At 66.2% G+C, this 20,979-nt stretch carries 17 protein-coding genes; 8 read left to right on the plus strand and 9 right to left on the minus strand.

Annotated elements, in window-relative coordinates:
• Positions 1-6: 6 nt before the first annotated feature.
• Positions 7-801: an alpha/beta fold hydrolase gene (locus L3V85_RS21175; protein ID WP_237674676.1), complete on the plus strand. Its 795-nt coding sequence runs from the start codon at positions 7-9 to the stop codon at positions 799-801.
• Between the two features lie 10 nt (positions 802-811).
• Here the strand turns inward: L3V85_RS21175 and L3V85_RS21180 are convergent, their stop codons facing one another.
• On the minus strand, positions 812-1,852 hold the full coding sequence (locus L3V85_RS21180) for a PQQ-dependent sugar dehydrogenase (RefSeq protein WP_237674677.1): 1,041 nt from the start codon (positions 1,850-1,852) through the stop codon (positions 812-814).
• Positions 1,853-2,183: 331 nt separating this feature from the next.
• Between L3V85_RS21180 and L3V85_RS21185 the strand changes: the two genes are divergently transcribed.
• A complete protein-coding gene (locus L3V85_RS21185; protein ID WP_237674678.1) occupies positions 2,184-2,759 on the plus strand; it encodes a C40 family peptidase in 576 nt (191 codons plus the stop codon).
• A gap of 99 nt (positions 2,760-2,858) precedes the next feature.
• Here L3V85_RS21185 and lpdA read toward each other — a convergent pair whose 3' ends face one another.
• Genes lpdA through aceE form a run of 4 tightly spaced genes read right to left on the minus strand, consistent with a single transcriptional unit; the run spans position 2,859 to position 9,696 of the window.
• The gene (gene lpdA, locus L3V85_RS21190) at positions 2,859-4,679 is read right to left on the minus strand and encodes a dihydrolipoyl dehydrogenase (RefSeq protein WP_237674679.1); all 1,821 of its coding nucleotides are present in this window, start codon (positions 4,677-4,679) and stop codon (positions 2,859-2,861) included.
• Entirely contained in the window at positions 4,676-5,269 is a 594-nt protein-coding gene (locus L3V85_RS21195) for an MFS transporter (protein ID WP_237674680.1), read from the minus strand. The genes lpdA and L3V85_RS21195 overlap by 4 nt, the downstream gene beginning before the upstream one ends.
• Positions 5,266-6,930 carry a dihydrolipoyllysine-residue acetyltransferase gene (aceF, locus tag L3V85_RS21200; RefSeq protein WP_237674681.1) on the minus strand — a complete coding sequence of 555 codons (1,665 nt, stop codon included), beginning with the start codon at positions 6,928-6,930 and terminating at the stop codon, positions 5,266-5,268. Before aceF ends, L3V85_RS21195 begins: the two co-directional genes overlap by 4 nt.
• A 51-nt stretch (positions 6,931-6,981) precedes the next feature.
• On the minus strand, positions 6,982-9,696 hold the full coding sequence (gene aceE, locus L3V85_RS21205) for a pyruvate dehydrogenase (acetyl-transferring), homodimeric type (protein ID WP_237674682.1): 2,715 nt from the start codon (positions 9,694-9,696) through the stop codon (positions 6,982-6,984).
• A gap of 219 nt (positions 9,697-9,915) precedes the next feature.
• On the opposite strand from aceE, the gene L3V85_RS21210 reads away from it, so the two are divergent.
• The 5 genes from L3V85_RS21210 to L3V85_RS21230 all read left to right on the plus strand — a co-directional run bounded on the left by L3V85_RS21210 (position 9,916) and on the right by L3V85_RS21230 (position 16,766).
• The gene (locus tag L3V85_RS21210) at positions 9,916-12,456 is read left to right on the plus strand and encodes a PAS domain-containing sensor histidine kinase (RefSeq protein WP_237674683.1); all 2,541 of its coding nucleotides are present in this window, start codon (positions 9,916-9,918) and stop codon (positions 12,454-12,456) included.
• Positions 12,453-13,085, plus strand: coding sequence for a response regulator transcription factor (locus L3V85_RS21215; RefSeq protein ID WP_012747279.1), 633 nt, complete (start codon positions 12,453-12,455; stop codon positions 13,083-13,085). Before L3V85_RS21210 ends, L3V85_RS21215 begins: the two co-directional genes overlap by 4 nt.
• A gap of 76 nt (positions 13,086-13,161) precedes the next feature.
• Positions 13,162-14,013, plus strand: a complete 852-nt coding sequence (gene folD, locus L3V85_RS21220; RefSeq protein ID WP_237674684.1) for a bifunctional methylenetetrahydrofolate dehydrogenase/methenyltetrahydrofolate cyclohydrolase FolD — start codon at positions 13,162-13,164, stop codon at positions 14,011-14,013.
• A 5-nt stretch (positions 14,014-14,018) separates the two neighbouring features.
• Positions 14,019-16,088, plus strand: coding sequence for a M3 family metallopeptidase (locus tag L3V85_RS21225; RefSeq protein ID WP_237674685.1), 2,070 nt, complete (start codon positions 14,019-14,021; stop codon positions 16,086-16,088).
• 30 nt (positions 16,089-16,118) lie between these two features.
• Complete coding sequence (locus L3V85_RS21230; RefSeq protein ID WP_237674686.1) at positions 16,119-16,766, plus strand: glutaredoxin family protein; 648 nt, start codon at positions 16,119-16,121, stop codon at positions 16,764-16,766.
• A gap of 18 nt (positions 16,767-16,784) precedes the next feature.
• Here L3V85_RS21230 and rpiA read toward each other — a convergent pair whose 3' ends face one another.
• Complete coding sequence (rpiA, locus tag L3V85_RS21235) at positions 16,785-17,498, minus strand: ribose-5-phosphate isomerase RpiA (RefSeq protein WP_237674687.1); 714 nt, start codon at positions 17,496-17,498, stop codon at positions 16,785-16,787.
• A 40-nt stretch (positions 17,499-17,538) separates the two neighbouring features.
• Here rpiA and L3V85_RS21240 point away from each other — a divergent pair, with 40 nt between their 5' ends.
• Complete coding sequence (locus L3V85_RS21240; protein WP_237674688.1) at positions 17,539-18,618, plus strand: quinone-dependent dihydroorotate dehydrogenase; 1,080 nt, start codon at positions 17,539-17,541, stop codon at positions 18,616-18,618.
• Between the two features lie 20 nt (positions 18,619-18,638).
• On the opposite strand, the gene L3V85_RS21245 is transcribed toward L3V85_RS21240, so the two are convergent.
• The 3 genes from L3V85_RS21245 to L3V85_RS21255 form a co-directional block, all read right to left on the minus strand.
• Positions 18,639-19,364, minus strand: coding sequence for a phage holin family protein (locus L3V85_RS21245; RefSeq protein ID WP_237674689.1), 726 nt, complete (start codon positions 19,362-19,364; stop codon positions 18,639-18,641).
• 51 nt (positions 19,365-19,415) lie between these two features.
• Positions 19,416-19,712 carry a glycine zipper domain-containing protein gene (locus tag L3V85_RS21250; RefSeq protein ID WP_237674690.1) on the minus strand — a complete coding sequence of 99 codons (297 nt, stop codon included), beginning with the start codon at positions 19,710-19,712 and terminating at the stop codon, positions 19,416-19,418.
• A 135-nt stretch (positions 19,713-19,847) separates the two neighbouring features.
• Positions 19,848-20,957 carry an NAD(P)/FAD-dependent oxidoreductase gene (locus L3V85_RS21255; RefSeq protein ID WP_237674691.1) on the minus strand — a complete coding sequence of 370 codons (1,110 nt, stop codon included), beginning with the start codon at positions 20,955-20,957 and terminating at the stop codon, positions 19,848-19,850.
• Positions 20,958-20,979 lie beyond the last annotated feature (22 nt).

A 20,979-nucleotide genomic window follows, 5' to 3' on the forward strand; every position in this document is an offset into this window, starting at 1 on the left:
CGGCGCATGAAGCTGCCGTCAACACGTCTTTGCCTCGTAGCCCTCGGAATCGGCGCGGCATTGCTCGTCGCGGCCTGCGGCGGCGTGCGCAAGGCCACGGTGCCGATGGCGACCACGCTCGACAAGAGCAATTGCGCGCGCAACATCGACACGCTGCTGGTCATGCTGCCCGGCGCCTATTCCACGCCCGACGAGTTCACGCGCGAGGGCTTCGTCGATGCCGTACGCGACGCCCGGCTCGCCGCGGACGTGATGCTGGTCGACGCGCACCTGGGCTACTACAACAACAAGACCATCCTCGAGCGCCTGAGCGCCGACGTGATGGCGCCGGCACGCCAGCAGGGCTATCGCCATATCTGGATCGTCGGCATCTCGGTCGGCGGCTTCGGCGGATTGCTCTATGCGCAGACGCATCCCGGCGAACTCTCCGGCGTGGTGACGCTCGCGCCCTACCTCGGCGAACGGGCGCAGAGCACCGACATCGCCAATGCCGGCGGCCTCGCGCGGTGGCAAGGCCCGCTGGCCGATCCGGGCGAAGGCATTCCCCGCACGCCGAACGAAACGCAGCTCTGGCAATGGCTGCGCGGCTACGTGGGCTTCACGCAGACCGCGGCCCCGCGCCCGCCGCTCTATCTGGGCTACGGCGTGGACGACCGTTTCGCCTTCAGCCACCGGCTGCTTGCGGCGGCATTGCCCGCCGAACGCGTCTTCACGACCGAAGGCGGTCACGACTGGCCCGAATGGAAACGCCTGTGGCAACGCATGCTGCCGACGCTGCCGCTGCCGGGCTGCCCCGGCTGACGGCCGCGCCTCAGCTCGGCTTCAGGCGCAGCAGCTTGCCGTCGGCTTCGTCGGTCAGCACGTAGAGCAGGCCGTCGGGGCCCTGCTTCACATCGCGGATGCGCGCCCGCCCATCGGCCAGGAGCTTGTGCTCAGCCACGACCTTCTCGCCCTTCAGTTCGATGCGGTCGAGGTAGCCGAACTTGAGCGAGCCGACGAACAGGTTGCCCTTCCAGGCCGCGCCGTAGCGGTTGCTCGAGAGAAAAGCCATGCCGGACGGCGCGATCGACGGCACCCAGTAGTGCAGCGGCTGCTCCATGCCTTCCTTGGTGGTGATGCCTTCGCCGATCTTGCCGCCGCCATAGTTCTCGCCGTAGGTGATGACGGGCCAGCCGTAGTTGCGCCCCGCCAGCGGAATGTTGATTTCGTCGCCGCCCTGCGGGCCGTGCTCGGTCATCCAGAAGCGGCCGTCCGCCGCGAGCGCCGCGCCCTGCCCATTGCGGTGGCCGTAGCTCCAGATTTCGGGCAGCGCACCCGGCTTGCCGACGAAGGGGTTGTCCTTGGGCACGGAACCATCCTTGGCGATGCGCACGATCTTGCCCAAGTGGTTGTCGAGCTTCTGCGCGTCTTCCTTGCGGCCGAAGCGATCGCCCAGCGTGAGGAACAGCGTGCCGTCACGCGCCTCGACGATGCGGCAGCCGAAGTGATTGCGGCTCGCCACCTTGGGCTGCTGGCTGAAGATGACTTTCATCTCCTCCAGCTTCGCGCCGTCGGCCGAGAGCCTGGCGCGCGCCAATGCGGTGCTGTTGGCGGAGCCGCCGGCGTCAGGCTCGGAGAAACAAAAATAAACGGTCTGATTCTTTTCGAAACCCGAGTCGGCCAGCACGTCGAGCAAGCCGCCCTGCCCGCCTGCCGCAATGGTTGGCAGACCCGAGACCGGCGCACCGATTTTTCCGTCCGCAGCCACGAGACGCAGCCGGCCCGGGCGCTCCGTCACGAGAAAGCGGCCACCCGGCAGGAAGGCGATGCCCCAGGGATTTTCAAGGCCCGAAGCGACGGTCTCGGGGCGCATCTGCGCCAAAGCCTGGGTGCCAAGACTCAGCCCAATGAAGGCTGAAAAAATTCCAAGAAGACGCTTCGGCGCTTTACTCTGCAAGTTCATGTCTTTTCCTATTGGATGACATCATCTTGGAGAGAAATGACGACCGGAACCAGTTTCTACTGCTGTTCACCTCGACGTCGAAGGCCCATTTCGTGACAACCACTTATGGGCCATAAACGTTCACCGTTACATTTTTTCTTTGGCCGAATAGAAAAAATCCAAGTAAATCAATGGTTTACGCGGGCAATCGCTAATTCTGTTTAAATTGACATAACCGCGCGTCATCAATATCCTACGCGCCATGCGTTTTTTCGTCCTACCCGCGTCCCTCCTGCTTGCCGTCGCTGCCCACGCAGCCCCCCAACAGGACCGATCTGACGACGAGATGGCCCGCATGCTTGCAGACAAAGGCCTGATCGGCCAGCTGCAGCAGGTCCGTCAAACAGTCTCCGAACGAACCTCCGACCTGGTGGTTACCGCCATCGGCTTCCTCGGCGTACCCTATCGCCGTGGCGGCAACACGGCGGAAGCAGGCTTCGATTGCAGCGGCTTCGTTCGTGCCATGTACAACCAGACGGTGGGCCACATGCTCCCGCGTCGTGCCGAAGAGCAGGCCGCCGCCACCGAAAAGATCGACCGCGAGCAGCTCAAGCCCGGCGACCTCGTGTTCTTCAACACCATGCGCCGCGCCTTCAGCCATGTCGGCATCTATGTCGGCGAAGGCAAGTTCATCCACTCGCCCCGCTCCGGCGCCCAGGTTCGCGTGGAAGACATGAACGGCAGCTACTGGCAACGCCGCTTCGACGGTGCCCGCCGCGTGCTGGCCGGCCCGACGGACGAAGTGAAGGCGGCAGCCGTCGCGCACAGCGGCAACTGAGCCCGCTCTCCCTTTTCCGGGAATTCAGGACGAAAAAAATCCCGCCGCGGCGGGATTTTTTTTATGGGCGCCTGACAAGCGCCCTTTTTCATCCGGCAATCAGCTCTTGCGGGCCGGCGGCAGGTCGGTGCAGCTGCCGTGCGCCACTTCCGCCGCCATGCCGATGCTTTCGCCCAGCGTCGGGTGCGGGTGGATGGTCTTGCCGATATCGATTTCGTCGGCGCCCATCTCGATGGCCAGCGCGATCTCGCCCAGCATGTCGCCGGCGTGCGTGCCGACGATGCCGCCGCCCAGGATGCGATGCGTCTCGGCGTCGAACAGCAGCTTGGTGAAGCCCTCGTCGCGGCCGTTGGCGATGGCACGGCCCGAGGCCGACCACGGGAAGTGCCCCTTCTTGACCTTGATGCCTTCGGCCTTCGCCTGGTCTTCGGTCAGGCCGACCCACGCCACCTCGGGGTCGGTGTAGGCCACGCTCGGGATCACGCGGGCGTTGAAGGCCGCGCTGGACAGCTCCTTGTCGCCCTTCTGCTCGCCCGCGATGACTTCCGCGGCCACGTGCGCCTCGTGCACCGCCTTGTGCGCCAGCATGGGCTGGCCCACGATGTCGCCGATGGCGAAGATGTGCGACACGTTGGTGCGCATCTGGATGTCGACCGGAATGAAGCCGCGGTCGCTCACCGTGACGCCCGCCTTCTCTGCGCCGATCTTCTTGCCGTTGGGGCTGCGGCCCACTGCCTGCAGCACCAGGTCGTACACCTGCGGTTCCTTCGGTGCGTTTTCGCCCTCGAAGGTGACCTTGATGCCTTCCTTCGTGGCTTCGGCGCCGACCGTCTTGGTCTTGAGCATGATGTTGTCGAAGCGCGGCGCGTTCATCTTCTGCCAGACCTTGACCAGGTCGCGGTCGGCGCCCTGCATCAGGCCGTCGAGCATTTCGACCACGTCCAGGCGCGCACCCAGCGACGAATACACCGTGCCCATCTCGAGGCCGATGATGCCGCCGCCCAGGATCAGCATGCGCTTGGGGTCCGTGCCCATCTCCAGCGCGCCGGTCGAGTCGACCACGCGCGGGTCTTTCGGCATGAAAGGCAGGCTCACGGCCTGCGAGCCCGCAGCGATGATCGCGTTGCGGAACTTCACGGTCTGCTTGCTGCCCGTGGTGTCCCAGCTGGTGCCCGAGGTTTCCTCGACTTCCAGGTGGTACGGGTCGATGAAGTTGCCGACGCCGCGCAGCACCGTCACCTTGCGCATCTTGGCCATGGCCGTGAGGCCGCTGGTGAGCTTGCCCACCACCTTGTTCTTGTGGCCCAGCAGCTTGGCGCGGTCGACCGTCGGGGCCGCGAAGCTCACACCCAGGTCGGCGAAGTGCTTGACCTCGTCCATGACGGACGCCACGTGCAGCAGCGCCTTCGACGGAATGCAGCCGACGTTCAGGCACACGCCGCCGAGGGTGGCGTAGCGCTCGATCAGCACCACCTTCAGGCCGAGGTCGGCGGCGCGGAAGGCGGCCGAGTAGCCGCCGGGGCCGGCGCCGAGCACGACCACGTCGCATTCGACATCGACCTTGCCGCCATAGCTCGACACGGCCACGGCCGCCGAAGCGGGGGCTGGTGCCGGCGCGGCCTTGGGAGCGGGGGCAGCGGCAGGAGCCGGTGCGGCCGCAGCCGGAGCGGGGGCAGCAGCGCCGTCGACTTCCAGCGTCAGCACGACCGAGCCTTCCTTGACCTTGTCGCCCACCTTCACGGCCAGCGCCTTCACCACGCCGGCGGCGGACGACGGGATTTCCATCGAGGCCTTGTCCGATTCGACCGTGATCAGCGACTGCTCGGCCTTGACCGTGTCTCCGACATTGACCAGCACCTCGATCACCGCGACTTCGTCGAAGTCGCCGATGTCGGGCACCTTGATTTGTTGTTCGCTCATTTGGACACTTTCAGTTTGAGTGTGAGAACGTCGACCGGTGGGGCCGAATTGCGATCGAATTCGCAGGCGGCGGCAATGCCTGCCTCCGCCACGTCGCGCGAGCTGCGCGACTTGATGTCATAGGCCGCGTGCATGGCGCCGAGCGCGAAGCTGCGTCCCGAGCCGATGGCCCAGAACTGCTTGAACTCGAACACCTCGCGGTAGCTGTAGATGCCGTAGATGCCGCTCGGGTTGGCCATCAGCATCGTGAACTGGCTCGACTCGTAGGGCTCGTGGTCGTCTTCCTTGGTCTGCATGAAGAACGAGTCCTTCAGCACCGGATGCAGCATCGTGAAGGTGCGGAAGATCTCGTGCTTGCTGCCGAACAGCAGCTTCTCGCGCGGTTGCGCGGCCAGCGCATGCTGCAGCACCAGGAAGTGCGCGGCGGCGCCGGCCATCGCGAACAGGCTGGAGCCCGCCGCGTCCTCGACGGTGAAGATCTTCTGGTTCGTTTCGGCGCGGTGCGAAAGCCGCGTGTCGCCGAAGGTCACCAGAGAATCGGCTGCCATCGTGACCTGGCCGCCCTTGCGGACGGCCACTACGGTGGTCATAGCAGGATACGGCGATAGTCCGCGAGCACTTGCCCCAGGTAGGCGTTGAAACGCGCAGCCAGGGCGCCGTCGATCACGCGGTGGTCGTAAGACAGCGACATCGGCAGCGTCAGGCGCGGCACGAACTGCTTGCCGTCCCACACCGGCTTCATCGCGCTCTTCGACAGGCCGAGGATGGCCACTTCAGGCGCGTTGATGATGGGCGTGAAGTGCGTGCCGCCGATGCCGCCGAGCGAGCTGATCGAGAAGCAGCCGCCCTGCATGTCGGCCGAGCCGAGCTTGCCGTCGCGCGCCTTCTTGGCGAGTTCGCCCATCTCGGCGCTGATCTGCAGGATGCCCTTCTTGTCGGCATCCTTCAGCACCGGCACCACCAGGCCATTGGGCGTGTCCGCCGCGAAGCCGATGTTGTAGTACTGCTTGTAGACGAGCTGGTCGCCGTCCAGGCTGGTGTTGAACTCGGGGAATTTCTTCAGCGCCGCGACCACCGCCTTGATGACGAAGGCCAGCATCGTGACCTTCACGCCCGACTTCTCGTTCTCCTTGTTGGTGGAGACGCGGAAGGCTTCGAGCTCGGTGATGTCGGCTTCGTCGTTGTTGGTGACGTGCGGAATCATCACCCAGTTGCGGTGCAGGTTGGCGCCGCTGAGCTTCTTGATGCGCGACAGGTCCTTGCGCTCGACCGTGCCGAACTTGGTGAAGTCGACCTTCGGCCACGGGATCAGACCCAGCGCAGCGCCGTCGCCGCCACCCGCCGGCGCCTTGGCCGCGGAAGCCTTGGTGCTGACCTGGCCGCTCATCACGGCCTTGGTGAAGCTCTGGACGTCTTCCTGCGTGATGCGGCCCTTGAGACCGGAACCCTTGACCTCTTCGAGCGGCACGCCGAGTTCGCGGGCGAACTTGCGCACCGACGGGGACGCGTGCGGCAGCTTGCCGCTGGGCGCGACGGTCGGGTCGTGCGGTGCGGCGGCAGCGGCCGGGCTCGCGGCGGGTGCCGGGGCCGCCGGCGCGGGTGCACTGGTGGTTGCCGCAGCCGGTGCGGCGGCAGCGGCCTGTGCGGGCGCTGGCGCAGCGGCTGCGGTGCCTTCGAGCACGGCGATCAGGTCGCCGATGTTGACCGTGTCGCCGACCTTGACCTTGAGTTCCTTGAGGACGCCGGCCGCCGACGACGGGATTTCCATCGAGGCCTTGTCCGACTCGACCGTAATGAGCGACTGCTCGGCCTTGACCGTATCGCCGACCTTCACGAGCAGTTCGATGACCGCGACGTCCTTGAAATCGCCGATGTCGGGCACCTTGACCTCGACCGGACCCGACGCCGCGGGAGCGGCGGCAGGAGCCGGCGCGGCCGCTGCAGGCGCGGGCGCAGGTGCTGCCGCGGCGGGAGCCGCGGCTGGGGCGGGCGCCGGTGCAGCCGCACCCGCTCCTTCGGCCTCGAGCACGAGCACCACCGAGCCCTCCTTCACCTTGCCGCCGACCTCGACCTTCAGCTCCTTGACCACACCGGCCGTGGACGACGGGATTTCCATCGATGCCTTGTCCGATTCCACCGTGATGAGCGACTGCTCGGCCTTGACCGTGTCGCCCACCTTCACAAGCACCTCGATCACCGCGACTTCATCGAAATCGCCGATGTCCGGCACCTTGACTTCCACTGCTGCCATATCGTTTGTCTCCCGCCGTGAGGCGCCGTTTCGTTCGTTGATTGTTGAGGGTCAGGCGTAGAGCGGGTTGACCTTGTCGACATTGATGCCGTACTTCTTGATCGCTTCCACCACCTTGGCCACCGGCACGGTGCCATCTTCGCTCAGCGCCTTGAGCGCGGCCACCACGATGTAGTGGCGGTTGATTTCGAAGTGCTCGCGCAGCTTGTTGCGGAAATCGCTGCGGCCGAAACCGTCGGTGCCCAAGACCTTGTAGGTGCGGCCCTTCGGGATGAAGGGGCGGATCTGCTCGGCGTAGGCCTTCATGTAGTCGGTCGATGCCACCACCGGGCCGGTGGTCGCGCCGAGCTGCTCGGCCACGAAGGGCACGCGCGGCGTCTGGTCGGGGTGCAGCAGGTTCCAGCGGTCGGCGTCCTGGCCGTCGCGGGTCAGCTCGTTGAAGCTCGGGCAGCTCCACACGGAAGCCGACACGCCCCAGTCCTTCTCGAGCAGCTCCTGCGCGGCAAAGCTCTCGCGCAGGATGGTGCCGCTGCCCAGCAGTTGCACCGTGGGTGCCTTGGCCTTGAGCGCGGGGCCCTGCTTCGACAGGTACATGCCCTTGATGATCTGCTCTTCGGTGCCGGGCTGCAGGCCTGGCATCGCGTAGTTCTCGTTCAGCAGGGTGATGTAGTAGTAGACGTTGTCCTGCTTCTCGACCATGCGCTTGAGGCCGTGGTGCAGGATGACGCCGACTTCATGCGCGAAGGTCGGGTCGTAGCTCACGCAGTTCGGGATGGTGTTGGCCAGGATGTGGCTGTGACCGTCTTCGTGCTGCAGGCCTTCGCCGTTCAGCGTGGTACGGCCGGAAGTGCCACCCAGCAGGAAGCCGCGGGCCTGCATGTCGCCGGCCGCCCAGGCCAGGTCACCGATGCGCTGGAAGCCGAACATCGAGTAGTACACGTAGAACGGCACCATGATGCGGTTGTTCGTGCTGTACGAGGTGGCGGCAGCGATCCAGCTGGACATGCCGCCGGCTTCGTTGATGCCTTCCTGCAGGATCTGGCCGGCCTTGTCTTCCTTGTAGTACATGACCTGGTCCTTGTCGACCGGGGTGTACTGCTGACCGTGCGGGTTGTAGATGCCGATCTGGCGGAACAGGCCTTCCATGCCGAAGGTGCGGGCCTCGTCCACCAGGATGGGCACGACGCGCGGGCCGAGCGCCTTGTCGCGCAGCAACTGCGTGAGGAAGCGCACGTAGGCTTGCGTGGTCGAGATCTCGCGGCCCTCGGCCGTGGGCTCCATCACCGCCTTGAAGGTATCGAGCGACGGCACGGTGAAGCTCTCCTCGGCCTTGACGCGGCGGTGCGGCAGGTAGCCGCCCAGGGCCTTGCGGCGCTCGTGGAGGTAGCGCATTTCCGGCGTGTCGTCGGCCGGCTTGTAGAACGGCAACTCGGCGATCTGGCTGTCGGGAATCGGGATGTTGAAGCGGTCGCGGAAGGCCTTGATGTCTTCGTCGCCGAGCTTCTTGGTCTGGTGGACCGTGTTCTTGCCTTCGCCGATCTTGCCCATGCCGAAGCCCTTGACGGTCTTGACGAGCAGCACGGTGGGCTGGCCCTTGTGGTTCTGGGCCGAATGGAAGGCGGCGTACACCTTCTGCGAGTCATGGCCGCCGCGCTGCAGGTTCCAGACCTCGTCGTCGGTCATGTGCTCGACCATCTTCAGCGTGCGCGGGTCGCGGCCGAAGAAGTTCTTGCGAACGTAGGCGCCGTCGTTGGCCTTGAACGACTGGTAGTCGCCGTCGTTGCACTCCATCATGATCTTGCGCAGCGCGCCGTCATGGTCCTTCTCGAGCAGGGCGTCCCAGCCCTTGCCCCAGATCAGCTTGACGACGTTCCAGTTGGCGCCGCGGAACTCGCCTTCGAGCTCCTGGATGATCTTGCCGTTGCCGCGCACCGGGCCGTCCAGGCGCTGCAGGTTGCAGTTGATGACGAAGATCAGGTTGTCGAGGTTCTCGCGCGCCGCCAGGCCGATGGCGCCCAGCGATTCGACTTCGTCCATTTCACCGTCGCCGCAGAACACCCAGACCTTGCGGTTCTCGGTGTTGGCAATGCCGCGTGCATGCAGGTACTTGAGGAAGCGCGCCTGGTAGATGGCCATCAGCGGGCCCAGGCCCATCGAGACGGTGGGGAACTGCCAGAACTCGGGCATCAGCTTGGGATGCGGATAGCTCGACAGGCCCTTGCCGTCCACTTCCTGGCGGAAGTTCAGCAGCTGTTCTTCGGAGAGGCGGCCTTCGAGGTAGGCGCGAGCGTAGATGCCGGGGGAGACGTGACCCTGGATGTAGAGCAGGTCGCCGCCGTGGTTTTCACTCTCGGCATGCCAGAAATGGTTGAAGCCGGCGCCGAACATGCTGGCCAGCGAGGCGAAGGAGCCGATGTGGCCGCCGAGGTCACCGCCTTCGGCCGGGTGATGGCGGTTGGCCTTGACCACCATCGCCATCGCGTTCCAGCGCATGTAGGCGCGCAGGCGCTGTTCGATTTCCAGGTTGCCGGGGCTGCGGGCTTCCTGGGAGGGTTCGATGGTGTTGACGTAGCCCGTGTTGGCCGAGAACGGCATGTCGACCGTGTTCTGGCGGGCATGTTCGAGCAGTTGCTCGAGAAGGAAGTGGGCCCGCTCGGGACCCTCGCTCTGGATGACGGAAGACAGTGCATCCATCCATTCACGGGTCTCCTGGGCGTCCGCGTCATTCGCGGCCGAGCCGAACAGGTTCTCGGGATTTGCCGACATGCTTGTCTCTCCTTTTAGGGCTGTGGCGGTAATTTAGTGCGCTATGCACTCAGCGCGGCGGAGTTTCTCATAGAAATATCTGAATTTCAAATAGTGCTTGATGATTTCTCAATGTGATATTTTGATGAATTTCGACAGTTTAAATATGGCCATTCGAGAGCCCATGCCACTGTCGCCTTGCAGTCGTTGCCGAAGGGGGCCATCACCTAAACTCGGACCATGCCTCTTTCTTCTCCGCTGGCGGTTGCCCGCAGTGCCGTGAACGCCTCGCCCCTCTCGTGGTGGCGCAGGTGGTGGCGCAAGCAGACGCCGGTGCTGCAGGACGCCGTGGCCATGCTCGCGCCGATGGCGGCCGTGCTGCTCTTCCTCGCGGCCATCGTGTCGGCCTTCTGGTATCTGCGTACCGAGGAAGTGGAGCGCGAGCAGGAGTCGGTACGCCGCGACGTCGAATACGCGCAGCAGCGCATGCGCCTGCGGTTGCTCGAGCGGCAGGAACAGCTGATGCGCATCGCACGCGACGCCTCCAACCGCGAGATCGACCCGATCGAATTCACCAGCCGCGCCGAGTCGCTGGTGAGCCAGTTCCCCGAGCTGCAGACCATCACCTGGATCGACGACCGCCGCCGCTTCAAGGCCGGCTATGCGGCGCCCAGCGTGCATCCGGCGCAGCAGCACCTGATCGGCGACGTGCTGCGCCCCGGCGACATCGAAAGCAACTACGCGCTGGCACGCGAGCTGCGCCAGCCGGTGTATTCGCAGCCCGCGGCGGGCGGCGATCCCCCGGCGATGCTGCAGCTGCACATTCCCCTGTTCGACCAAGGCCTGTTCGCGGGCGTGGTGCTTGGCGAGTTCTCGGTCGACGGCCTGCTGCGCTACGGCATGCCGTCCGAGGTGCAGGCACGCTACGCGGTGTCGCTGCTCGACGCCAAGGGCCACGTGATCGCCGGCAACACTACTAACCTGAAGGACAGCGGCACGCGCCTGCTGCCCTGGACCGAGCGCACCAACGAATATGAAGTGCCGGTGTCGCCGGTCGGCAATGCGCTGGTGCTGCGGGCGCAGGCCTACCGCACCTCGCAGGGCGTGGTCGGCAACGGGCTGTTCTGGCTGGTCTGCGCGCTCAGCGTGCTCACGAGCTGGATGCTGATCGGCACCTGGCGCCACACGCGAAGACGACTGCAGGCGCAGCAGCGGCTGGTGGCCGAAACCAACTTCCGCCGGGCGATGGAAAACTCCATGCTCACCGGCATGCGGGTGCTCGACCTGCAAGGCCGCATCACCTACGTGAACGCCGCCTTCTGCGCGATGACGGGCTGGAGCGAGGAAGAACTGGTCGGCCAGTCGCCGCCCTTCCCTTACTGGCTCGAATCCGACCGTGAGGTGATGAACGAGCGGCTCGAAGAAGAACTGCACGGCCGCGCCCTGCCCGGCGGCTTCCAGGTGCGGGTGAAGCGCAAGAACGGCAGCGTCTTCAACGCCCGCCTGTACGTGTCGCCGCTGATCGACGCGCGCGGCCACCAGACCGGCTGGATGACGTCGATGACTGACATCACCGAGCCCACGCGCATCCGCGAGCAGCTCTCCGCCTCCTACGAGCGCTTCACCACGGTGCTGGAGGCGCTGGACGCCGCCGTGTCCGTGGCGCCCATCGGCTCCGAGGAACTGCTGTTCGCCAACAAGCTGTACCGCCTGTGGTTCGGCTCCGACACGGTGGGCCACCTGGGCATGGTCGCGCAGGCCGGCGTGCCGGCATCGAACGCGCACGACGAGGGCCTGGACGACGTCGACCCCTACGCGGGCCTGCCGATCGACACGCTCACCGCGGCGCAGACCGCCAACAACGAGATCTTCGTGCCGCACCTGGGCAAGTGGCTCGAAGTGCGCTCGCGCTACCTGACCTGGGTGGACGGACGCCTCGCCCAGCTCGTGATCGCCACCGACATCACGCCCCGCCGCGATGCCGAGGAACAGGCCGCCGCGCAGGCCGACAAGGCACAGGCCGCCAGCCGCCTCATCACCATGGGCGAGATGGCATCGAGCGTGGCGCACGAGCTCAACCAGCCGCTCACGGCCATCACCAACTACTGCAACGGCATGATGTCGCGCATCAAGGGCCAGACGATCGACACCGAGGCGCTGCTCGCCGCGCTCGAGAAGACGTCGAAGCAGGCCCAGCGCGCCGGCCAGATCATTCAGCGCATCCGCTCCTTCGTGAAACGCAGCGAGCCCAACCGCACGCCGGCCGACGTGGCCACCATGGTGAGCGAGGCGGTCGAGCTCGCGGGCATCGAGCTGCGCCGGCGCAACGTGCGCCTGAACCACTACGTGGCCGCGCGGCTGCCGGTGGTGCGCGTCGACCCGATCCTCATCGAGCAGGTGATGGTCAACCTGCTGAAGAACGCGGCCGAGTCGATCGACATCGCCGACCGCCCGCTGGCGCGCCGCAGCGTCGAGCTGCGGGTGCTGCCCAAGGTGATCGAGGGCCACAACGCCATCGAATTTTCGGTACAGGACACCGGCAAGGGTCTGGCCCCGGAAGTGATGGACCGGCTCTACGAGGCCTTCTTCTCGACCAAGCCCGAAGGCATGGGCATCGGGCTGAACCTGTGCCGCACCATCGTCGAGTCGCATCGCGGCCGGATGCAGGCGGAGAACATCTACAATGGTCCGGATGTGATCGGATGCCGTTTTTCCTTCTGGATTCCGGTGTTGGACGCTATCAGTTCCGTAGCTAGCGACGAGGCAAAGGTACCTGCATGAGTTTGATTCCGAAGAAGGGCACGGTCTATGTCGTTGATGACGACGAAGCCGTACGCGATTCGCTGCAATGGCTGCTCGAAGGCAAGGACTACAGAGTCCGCTGTTTCGATTCCGCCGAATCCTTTCTCTCCCGATACGACCCGCGCGAAGTCGCCTGTTTGATCGTCGACATCCGCATGGCCGGCATGACCGGCCTCGAACTGCAGGATCGGCTGATCGAGAGGCGCTCCCCGCTGCCGATCGTGGTCATCACCGGCCACGGCGACGTGCCGATGGCCGTCGACAGCATGAAGAAGGGCGCCATGGATTTCATCCAGAAGCCCTTCAACGACGAGGAACTCGTCACGCTGGTCGAGCGCATGCTCGAACATGCGCGCGGCGCCTTCACCCAGCACCAGCAATCGGCCAGCCGCGACGCGCTGCTGTCCAAGCTCACCGGCCGCGAGGCACAGGTGCTCGAGCGCATCGTCGCCGGCCGCCTGAACAAGCAGATCGCGGACGACCTGGGCATCAGCATCAAGACGGTCGAGGCGCACCGCGCCAACATCATGGAAAAGCTCAACGCCAACACCGTGGCCGACCTCCTCAAGATCGCGCTCGGACAGGCGGCCCCGGCGGCCAAGGCCTAGAAGCTATCCCTGCGATAGCGATGAATGAACACCACGCCTGCGCAAGCGGGCGTTTTTACTTGGAAGATCGAAACCGATGACCGCCCAACTGATCGACGGCAACGCCCTCGCCCAAACCATCCGCGCCGAAGTTGCCGGCCGCACCGCCGCGCTCAAGGCCCGAGGCGTGAACCCGGCCCTTTCCATCATCCTCGTGGGCGAAGACCCGGCCAGCCAGGTCTACACGAAGCACAAGGTCAACGACAGCGCCCAGACCGGCCTCTCGGCCACGCTCGAGACCTACCCCGCCGACATGACCGAGGCCGACCTGCTGGCCCGCATCCGCGCGCTCAACGACGATCCGAAGGTGCATGGCATCCTGGTCCAGCTCCCGCTGCCGAAGCACATGGACAGCCAGAAGGTCATCGAGACGATCTCGCCCAGCAAGGACGTGGACGGCTTCCACGTCGCCAGCGCCGGCGCGCTCATGACCGGCGCCCCCGGCTTCTGGCCCTGCACGCCGCACGGCTGCATGAAGATGCTCGAATCCATCGGCTACAACCTGCGCGGCAAGCACGCGGTGGTCATCGGCCGCAGCAACATCGTCGGCAAGCCGATGGCCATGATGCTGCTGGCCAAGAGCGCCACCGTGACCATCTGCCACAGCGCCACGCAAGACCTGGGCGCCATCACGCGCCAGGCCGACGTGATCGTCGCCGCCGTGGGCAAGCGCAATCTCCTCACGGCGGACATGGTGAAGCCCGGCGCGGTGGTCATCGACGTGGGCATGAATCGCAAGGAAGACGGCAAGCTGGCAGGCGACGTCGATTTCGACGGCGTCAAGGAAGTCGCAAGCTGGATCACGCCCGTGCCGGGCGGCGTCGGGCCCATGACGCGCGCCATGCTGCTCGCCAACACTCTTGAAGCCGCCGAACGCGCCGCAAAGTAACTTCCATGGCCATGACGAACAACCCCCTCCTCGATTTCAACGATCTCCCGCTGTTCGACCGGATCAAGCCGGAGCATGTGTCGCCCGCGGTCGATACGCTGCTGGCCGACGCCGAGACCGCGCTGCAGACCGTGACGGCGCCCGAGTTCCCCGCCGACTGGAACGCGATCTCGAAGGTGCTCGACGTGGCCTCCGAACGCTTCAGCCGCGCCTGGGGCGCCATCGGCCACCTGAACGCCGTGGCCGACACCCCTGAGCTGCGCGCCGCCTACAACGAGGCCATGCCCCGCGTCACCGCCTTCTGGACCCGCCTGGGCTCCGACGAGCGGCTCTACGCCAAATACAAGGCCATCGACGTCGCCACGCTCAACGCCGAGCAGCGCCAGGCCCACCGCAACGCGGTGCGCAACTTCGTGCTCGGCGGCGCCGAGCTTCAGGGCGATGCCAAGAAGCGCTTCGCCGACATCCAGGAACGCCAGGCCGAGCTGAGCCAGAAGTTCAGCGAGAACGCCCTCGACGCGACCGACGCCTTCGCCTACTACGCCCAGCTCGGCGAACTCGAAGGCGTGCCCGAAGACGTGGTGAGCGCCGCCCGCGCGGCCGCCGAGGCCGACGGCAAGGAAGGCTACAAGCTCACGCTCAAGATGCCGTGCTACCTGCCGGTGATGCAGTTCGCCAAGAGCAGCGCGCTGCGCGAAAAGCTCTACCGCGCCTACGTCACCCGCGCCAGCGAGTTCGGCGACGCGGCCTTCGACAACACCCCGCTCATCACCGAGATCCTCGCGCTGCGCGAGGAAGAGGCCAAGCTGCTGGGCTACAGGAATTTCGGCGAACTGTCGGTCGTGCCGAAGATGGCCGAATCGCCCGAGCAGGTCGTCAAGTTCCTGCGCGACCTCGCGACCAAGGCCAAGCCCTATGGCGAACGCGATCTGGCCGACCTGCGCGTCTTCGCTGCCGAGCAGTTGAGCATCACCGACCCGCAACCCTGGGACTGGAGCTACATTGGCGAGAAGCTGAAAGAAGCGCGCTACGCCTTCAGCGAGCAGGAGGTGAAGCAGTACTTCCCGGCGCCGAAGGTCATGGCCGGCCTTTTCAAGATCGTCGAGACGCTGTTCGAAGTGTCGATCCGCCGCGACAGCGCGCCGGTGTGGCACCCGAGCGTCGAGTTCTATCGCATCGAACGCCAAACCCCTCAGGGCGTCCAGAAGGTCGGCCAGTTCTATCTCGACCCGTCCGCCCGCGCCGCCAAGCGCGGCGGTGCCTGGATGGACGACGTGCGCGCCCGCTGGCTGCGCCCCGACAACGGCGTGCTGCAGACGCCGGTCGCGCAGTTGGTGTGCAACTTCGCGAGCGGTGTCGACGGCAAGCCGCCGCTGCTCACGCACGACGACGTGACCACCCTCTTCCACGAGTTCGGCCACGGCCTGCACCACATGCTCACGCAGGTGAACGAGCGCGACGTCTCGGGCATCAGCGGCGTCGAGTGGGACGCGGTCGAGCTGCCAAGCCAGTTCATGGAAAACTTCTGCTGGGAATGGGATGTGCTCAAGCACATGACCGCCCACGTCGATACCGGCGCGCCGCTGCCGCGCGCGCTGTTCGACAAGATGACGGCTGCCAAGAACTTCCAGAGCGGCCTGCAGACGCTGCGCCAGATCGAGTTCTCGCTGTTCGACATGCTGCTGCACACCGAGTACCACGCGGCCGACGCCAAGCCCGGCGACGTGATGGCGCTGCTGGGCAAGGTGCGCACTGAAGTCGCTGTGATGCCCTCCCCGCCGTTCAGCCGCACGCCGAATACTTTCAGCCACATCTTCTCGGGCGGCTACGCGGCCGGCTACTACAGCTACAAGTGGGCCGAGGTGCTGAGCGCCGACGCCTACGCGGCCTTCGAGGAAACCGTGGGCGCCGACGGCGAACCGAACATCGAGACCGGCCGCAAGTACCGCCAGGCCATCCTCGAAGCCGGTGGCAGCCGCAGCGCGATGGATTCGTTCAAGGCCTTCCGCGGCCGCGAACCCCAGCTTGATGCGCTGCTGCGACATCAAGGCATGGCCGAGGCCCAGCCCGCTTGATGCGGCGCTGAAGCTTGCGATACTCGGGCGATGCATCCGCCCCCTTACAAATTCTCACCGCATCGCCTGATCGGCCTGGCCCTTGTGTTCGCCGCCGCGAGCGCAACGGCGCAGACCGTCTACCGCCAGGTGGACAAGAACGGCAAGGTCACTTTCTCGGACCGCGCACCGAGCGCCGACGCAGGGGCGGCTTCGGGGCCGCAAGGCGGCATCTCCACGCCGCCCAATGCCGGGTTGCCCTATGAACTGCGGCAGGTGGCTCAGCGCTACCCGGTCACGCTGTACAGCGGCGAAGAATGCGCGCCCTGCAGCGCCGCCCGCTCCATGCTCACGACGCGCGGCATTCCGTTCGACGAGCGCACCGTCAAGAGCAACGAGGAACTCGAGGCGCTGCAACGCCTGAGCGGCCAGAGTTCGCTGCCGCTGCTGACCATCGGATCGCAGCAGCTCAAGGGTTTCTCGGATGTCGAATGGTCGCAGTACCTCGACGCGGCGGGCTATCCGAAGAGCAACAGCCTGCCCGCCGGCTACCGCAACGGCCCGGCGCGGCCGCTGGTCGCGCAGCAGGCCGCACCCGCCGCCCGTACGCCTGCCGCGGCACCGGCTGCGCAACCCACCTCGCCGCCGCCCGCATCGAACGAGCCGAGTCCGAGCAACCCGGCCGGCATCAAGTTCTGAACCTGAGGCGTTGCCCTTTCAGGCAAACGTCATCGTTTTCACGCCAGTCGCGGTGCCCAGCAGGCACACGTCGGCCTTCTGGTGCGCGAAGACGCCGACAGTCACCACGCCCGGCCACTGGCTCACTTCGGACTCGAAGGCCAGCGGGTCGCCGATGCGCAGGCCGGTCACGTCGACGATGTGCTGGCCGTTGTCCGTCACCAGCGGCAGGCCGTCCTTCTCGCGCACCTGGGCAATGCCACCCATGGCCGTGAACTGGCGCATCACGCGGCGTGCAGCCATCGGAATCACCTCCACCGGCAGCGGGAAGGCGCCCAGCGTTTCTACCAGCTTGGAGGCATCGGCGATGCAGATGAACTTGCGCGACTGGGCGGCCACGATCTTCTCGCGTGTAAGTGCCGCGCCGCCGCCCTTCACCATGAAGCCGCGGTGATCGATTTCGTCGGCACCGTCGATGTAGACGGCCAGTTCCTCGACCTCGTTGCTGTCGAACACCGGGATGCCCAGCGCCCGCAGGCGCTCGGTGGAGGCAACCGAGCTGGAAACGGCGCCCTTGATCTGGTCCTTGATCGTCGCCAGCGCGTCGATGAACTTGTTCACCGTGGAGCCGGTGCCGACGCCGACGATCTCGCCCTTGACCACGTAGGCCAGAGCGGCATGCCCGACCAGGGCCTTGAGTTCGTCCTGGGACAGGGTGCCGGAAGCGGGGGTTGGGGAGGCGGGTGCGGTCATCGCGGAGAATCCTTGGCTCATTGAAGTCGAGAATTATCCGATGCCCCTGCTGATGCCCTCTTCGCTCTACGGCCTGGCCCGCCCTTTCCTGTTCGGCTTCGACCCCGAGCACGCCCATGAACTGACCCTCGACGGACTCGCGCGCACCCAGAACACGCCCCTGGCCTGCGCCTATTCGGCGCCGCGCGTCAGCGATCCCATCCAGCTCGCAGGGCTGAGCTTTCCCAACCGGGTTGGTCTGGCGGCCGGCCTCGACAAGAACGCCCGCTGCATCGACGCCTTCGCGGCCATGGGCTTCGGGTTCGTCGAAGTGGGCACGGTCACGCCGAAGGGCCAGCCGGGTAACCCCAAGCCCCGCATGTTCCGCCTGCCGCAGCGCGACGCGCTGATCAACCGGCTGGGCTTCAACAACGAAGGTCTGGAGGCCTTCCTGGCGAACGTGCAGAAGGCGCGCTTCCGCAAGGCAGGCGGCGCGGCCAAACAGCCGATGCTGCTGGGCCTGAACATCGGCAAGAACGCCGCCACGCCGATCGAGCGCGCGGTGGACGACTACCTTGCCTGCCTCGACGGCGTGTATCCGCATGCCGATTACGTGACGATCAACATCTCCAGCCCCAACACGGCCAACCTGCGCTCGCTGCAGAGCGACGAGGCGCTCGATGCCCTGCTCGGCGCCGTGGCAGAGCGCCGCGAAGCGCTGGCCACGCGCCACGCCAAGCGCTCGCCGCTGTTCGTGAAGATCGCGCCCGACCTCGACGAGACGCAAGTCGCGGTCATTGCGGCCACGCTGAAGCGCCACGGCATGGATGGCGTCATCGCCACCAACACCACGCTGGCGCGCGACGCGGTGAAGGGCCTCCCGCATGCGGAGGAAGCAGGCGGCTTGTCGGGTGCGCCGGTACGAGAAGCCAGCAACCGCGTGATCGCGCAACTGCGCGCGGCACTGGGCTCGGGTTTTCCGATCATCGGGGTGGGCGGCATCCTGAGCGGGGCTGATGCCAAGGCCAAGATCGCGGCCGGCGCGGATGTGGTGCAGATCTACACCGGCCTGATCTACCGCGGCCCCGCGCTGGTCCGCGAAGCGGCCCAGGCGCTGCTGCACGATCGCAGCAAGGCCTGAGTCTTTCCGGCTTTTTTTGGTTAGCGCATGCGCCAGAGCACTGGCGCAATGAACGCGGCCCAGCGCAGCAGACGCTTTGGCCGGATCACCACCACGGCGGCCGCGGCGATCACGCCGGTGGCCACGGGGTGGGCGCGAGCAAGGCGCAATGCAGCGGCAGCGGCGGACTCGTCGGGCGGAGGCGCTTGCTGCTCCCCCTCGGCCGCATCGTGTGCGAACTGCGGGTCGCGGCCGCCCTGCAGCGTTGCGATGCGTTCGCGCTGCCGATCCATGCGCGCGAGCAACTCTTCTCGCGTAACCGGCCGCGGCGGGCGCGGTTCGTCTTCGTGCTGGTCGGGGTCTTTGCCGAGGCCGAAGCGGTCCTGCACCCAGGCCCAGTCGCGTTCGAACTCATGGCGCGCCGGCGCAAAGCCGTTGGACGCGTTGCGCAGGGTCTGCAGCAGGCCGATGGCAGCCACCAGCCACAGCACGATCCACACGCCCGCCACCGACCATGCGGCCGTGATGCGGTAAGGCGTGTCCCAGAAATGAACCACCACTGCCACGGACACCAGCGCCACGGTGACGGTGGTCAGCCCCAGCACGGCCAGCCCGAAGACGAGCATCAGCTTCAGGCGCTGTTTCTCGTCCTCCCAGGCCATTCGCAGCAGTTGCACCCGGTCTTCGGCCGCCAAGGCGCCTTCGGCGGCGGCGATGCGCAGCCGGCGGACGCGGGCGTCCAGGCCGAACAGGGACAGCAGCCTCATGGGCTGCCCCCGGTCATGCCCGGGTGAACGATGCTGCGGTGCGAGTGCCGGTCAGCGGCGGCCAAGCAGCAGGCCCACCAGCACGCCGACGGCCAGTGCGGCACCGGCGATCTGCCATGGTTCGTCGTGTGCGTAGGCGTTGGCGGAGGTGGCCGCTTCGCGCGCCTTCTTGGCGGCGAGCTTGCTTTTCTCGGAAGCGAGCTCGCGCGCGATGGCGAGCTTGGTGTCGATGCGCTGGCGCAGCGCCTTGATGTGGGGAACCGAATCCAGGTCCTTGCTCGCCAGCACGCCGCGCACGTCGCTTGCGATGTCTTCGGCTGCTGCTTCAAGATTTTTGGATGCACTCATTGGAATCTTTCCTCCGTGATGACACCGGCACCGCGCCGGCGGCTTCACGCCAGCAAATGGCGTACTGTCATGTTACAGGCACAAAAGACCCTCATGCGCGACAGATGTGCGGACTTGTGCCCTTGATTCACTCACTCAAGCTTCCGTACCCGCCAGCAGGCGGGCGACATGCGCCCCGATCGCCAGGCTGCTCGTGAGCCCCGGCGACTCGATGCCGAACAGATTGACCAGGCCCGCCACACCGTGCGACGAGGGCCCCTCGATCACGAAGTCCGCAGCCGGCTCGCCCGGCCCCGAGATCTTGGGCCGCATGCCTGCGTAGCCGGGAATAAGTGCGCCGTCGGGCAGCGCCGGCCAGTACTTGCGCACCTCGGCATAGAAGCCGTCGCCGCGCGCGGGGTCGACCACGAGGTCGTCGGCCGAAGACACCCACTGCACGTCGGGCCCGAACTTGGCCTGGCCGCCGAGGTCGATCGTCAAATGCACGCCCAAGCCGCCCGGCTCGGGAACCGGATAGACGAGGCGGCCGAAAGGCGCTCGCCCCGACAGGGTGAAGTAGTTGCCCTTGGCGAAATACTCTTGCGGCACCGACGAGGCGGGCAGCCCCTCGAATCGACGGGCCAGCGCCGGGGCTCCGAGCCCCGCTGCATTGACCACCGTCCGGCAGCGCAACGCCGTGCCGTCCTGCGCGATCAGCACGATGCCGTCGGCACCACATTCGGCGCGCGTCACCGGTGATTTCAGCGCGAGCATGCCGCCCGCGTTCTCGAGGTCGCCGAGCAGGCTCAGCATCAGCGCATGGCTGTCGACGATGCCGGTGCTGGGCGAATGCAGGGCCGCCACGCATTGCAGTTGCGGCTCCAGCGCCTTGGCCTGCTGTTCGGTAAGCAGTTCCAGATCGTCGACCCCGTTGGCAGCCGCCTTGACCCGGATCGCCTCGAGTTGACCGGCCTGTTCGGGCGACGTCGCCACGATCAGCTTGCCGCAGCGCCGATGCGGCACGCCGCGCTCATCGGCATAGGCGTACAGCAGTTGCTTGCCCTCGACGCAAAGCCGTGCCTTCAGCGAGCCCTTCGGGTAATAGATGCCCGCGTGAATCACCTCGCTGTTGCGCGAACTCGTTGCAGTGCCGATGGCACCTTCGGATTCGAGCACCAACACCTCCCGGCCCGCGAGCGCCAACGCGCGCGCCACGGCCAGCCCCACCACTCCAGCGCCGATGACGGCGCAATCAATTTCGTCCATCGTGCGAGCTTATCGCGGCCCG

This window comes from Variovorax paradoxus (genome assembly GCF_022009635.1).
Classification (GTDB): domain Bacteria; phylum Pseudomonadota; class Gammaproteobacteria; order Burkholderiales; family Burkholderiaceae_C; genus Variovorax.

Bases quoted from the DNA above. Each gene is read 5' to 3' on its own strand.
- L3V85_RS21230 (WP_237674686.1), top strand. From the start codon at position 16,119: ATGCATCCGCCCCCTTACAAATTCTCACCGCATCGCCTGATCGGCCTG.
- rpiA (WP_237674687.1), bottom strand. From the start codon at position 17,498: ATGACCGCACCCGCCTCCCCAACCCCCGCTTCCGGCACCCTGTCCCAG.
- lpdA (WP_237674679.1), bottom strand. From the start codon at position 4,679: ATGAGCGAACAACAAATCAAGGTGCCCGACATCGGCGACTTCGACGAA.
- L3V85_RS21240 (WP_237674688.1), top strand. From the start codon at position 17,539: ATGCCCCTGCTGATGCCCTCTTCGCTCTACGGCCTGGCCCGCCCTTTC.
- L3V85_RS21255 (WP_237674691.1), bottom strand. From the start codon at position 20,957: ATGGACGAAATTGATTGCGCCGTCATCGGCGCTGGAGTGGTGGGGCTG.
- aceE (WP_237674682.1), bottom strand. From the start codon at position 9,696: ATGTCGGCAAATCCCGAGAACCTGTTCGGCTCGGCCGCGAATGACGCG.
- L3V85_RS21215 (WP_012747279.1), top strand. From the start codon at position 12,453: ATGAGTTTGATTCCGAAGAAGGGCACGGTCTATGTCGTTGATGACGAC.
- aceF (WP_237674681.1), bottom strand. From the start codon at position 6,930: ATGGCAGCAGTGGAAGTCAAGGTGCCGGACATCGGCGATTTCGATGAA.
- L3V85_RS21225 (WP_237674685.1), top strand. From the start codon at position 14,019: ATGGCCATGACGAACAACCCCCTCCTCGATTTCAACGATCTCCCGCTG.
- L3V85_RS21175 (WP_237674676.1), top strand. From the start codon at position 7: ATGAAGCTGCCGTCAACACGTCTTTGCCTCGTAGCCCTCGGAATCGGC.
- L3V85_RS21180 (WP_237674677.1), bottom strand. From the start codon at position 1,852: ATGCGCCCCGAGACCGTCGCTTCGGGCCTTGAAAATCCCTGGGGCATC.
- L3V85_RS21210 (WP_237674683.1), top strand. From the start codon at position 9,916: ATGCCTCTTTCTTCTCCGCTGGCGGTTGCCCGCAGTGCCGTGAACGCC.
- L3V85_RS21250 (WP_237674690.1), bottom strand. From the start codon at position 19,712: ATGAGTGCATCCAAAAATCTTGAAGCAGCAGCCGAAGACATCGCAAGC.
- L3V85_RS21245 (WP_237674689.1), bottom strand. From the start codon at position 19,364: ATGAGGCTGCTGTCCCTGTTCGGCCTGGACGCCCGCGTCCGCCGGCTG.
- L3V85_RS21195 (WP_237674680.1), bottom strand. From the start codon at position 5,269: ATGACCACCGTAGTGGCCGTCCGCAAGGGCGGCCAGGTCACGATGGCA.
- folD (WP_237674684.1), top strand. From the start codon at position 13,162: ATGACCGCCCAACTGATCGACGGCAACGCCCTCGCCCAAACCATCCGC.
- L3V85_RS21185 (WP_237674678.1), top strand. From the start codon at position 2,184: ATGCGTTTTTTCGTCCTACCCGCGTCCCTCCTGCTTGCCGTCGCTGCC.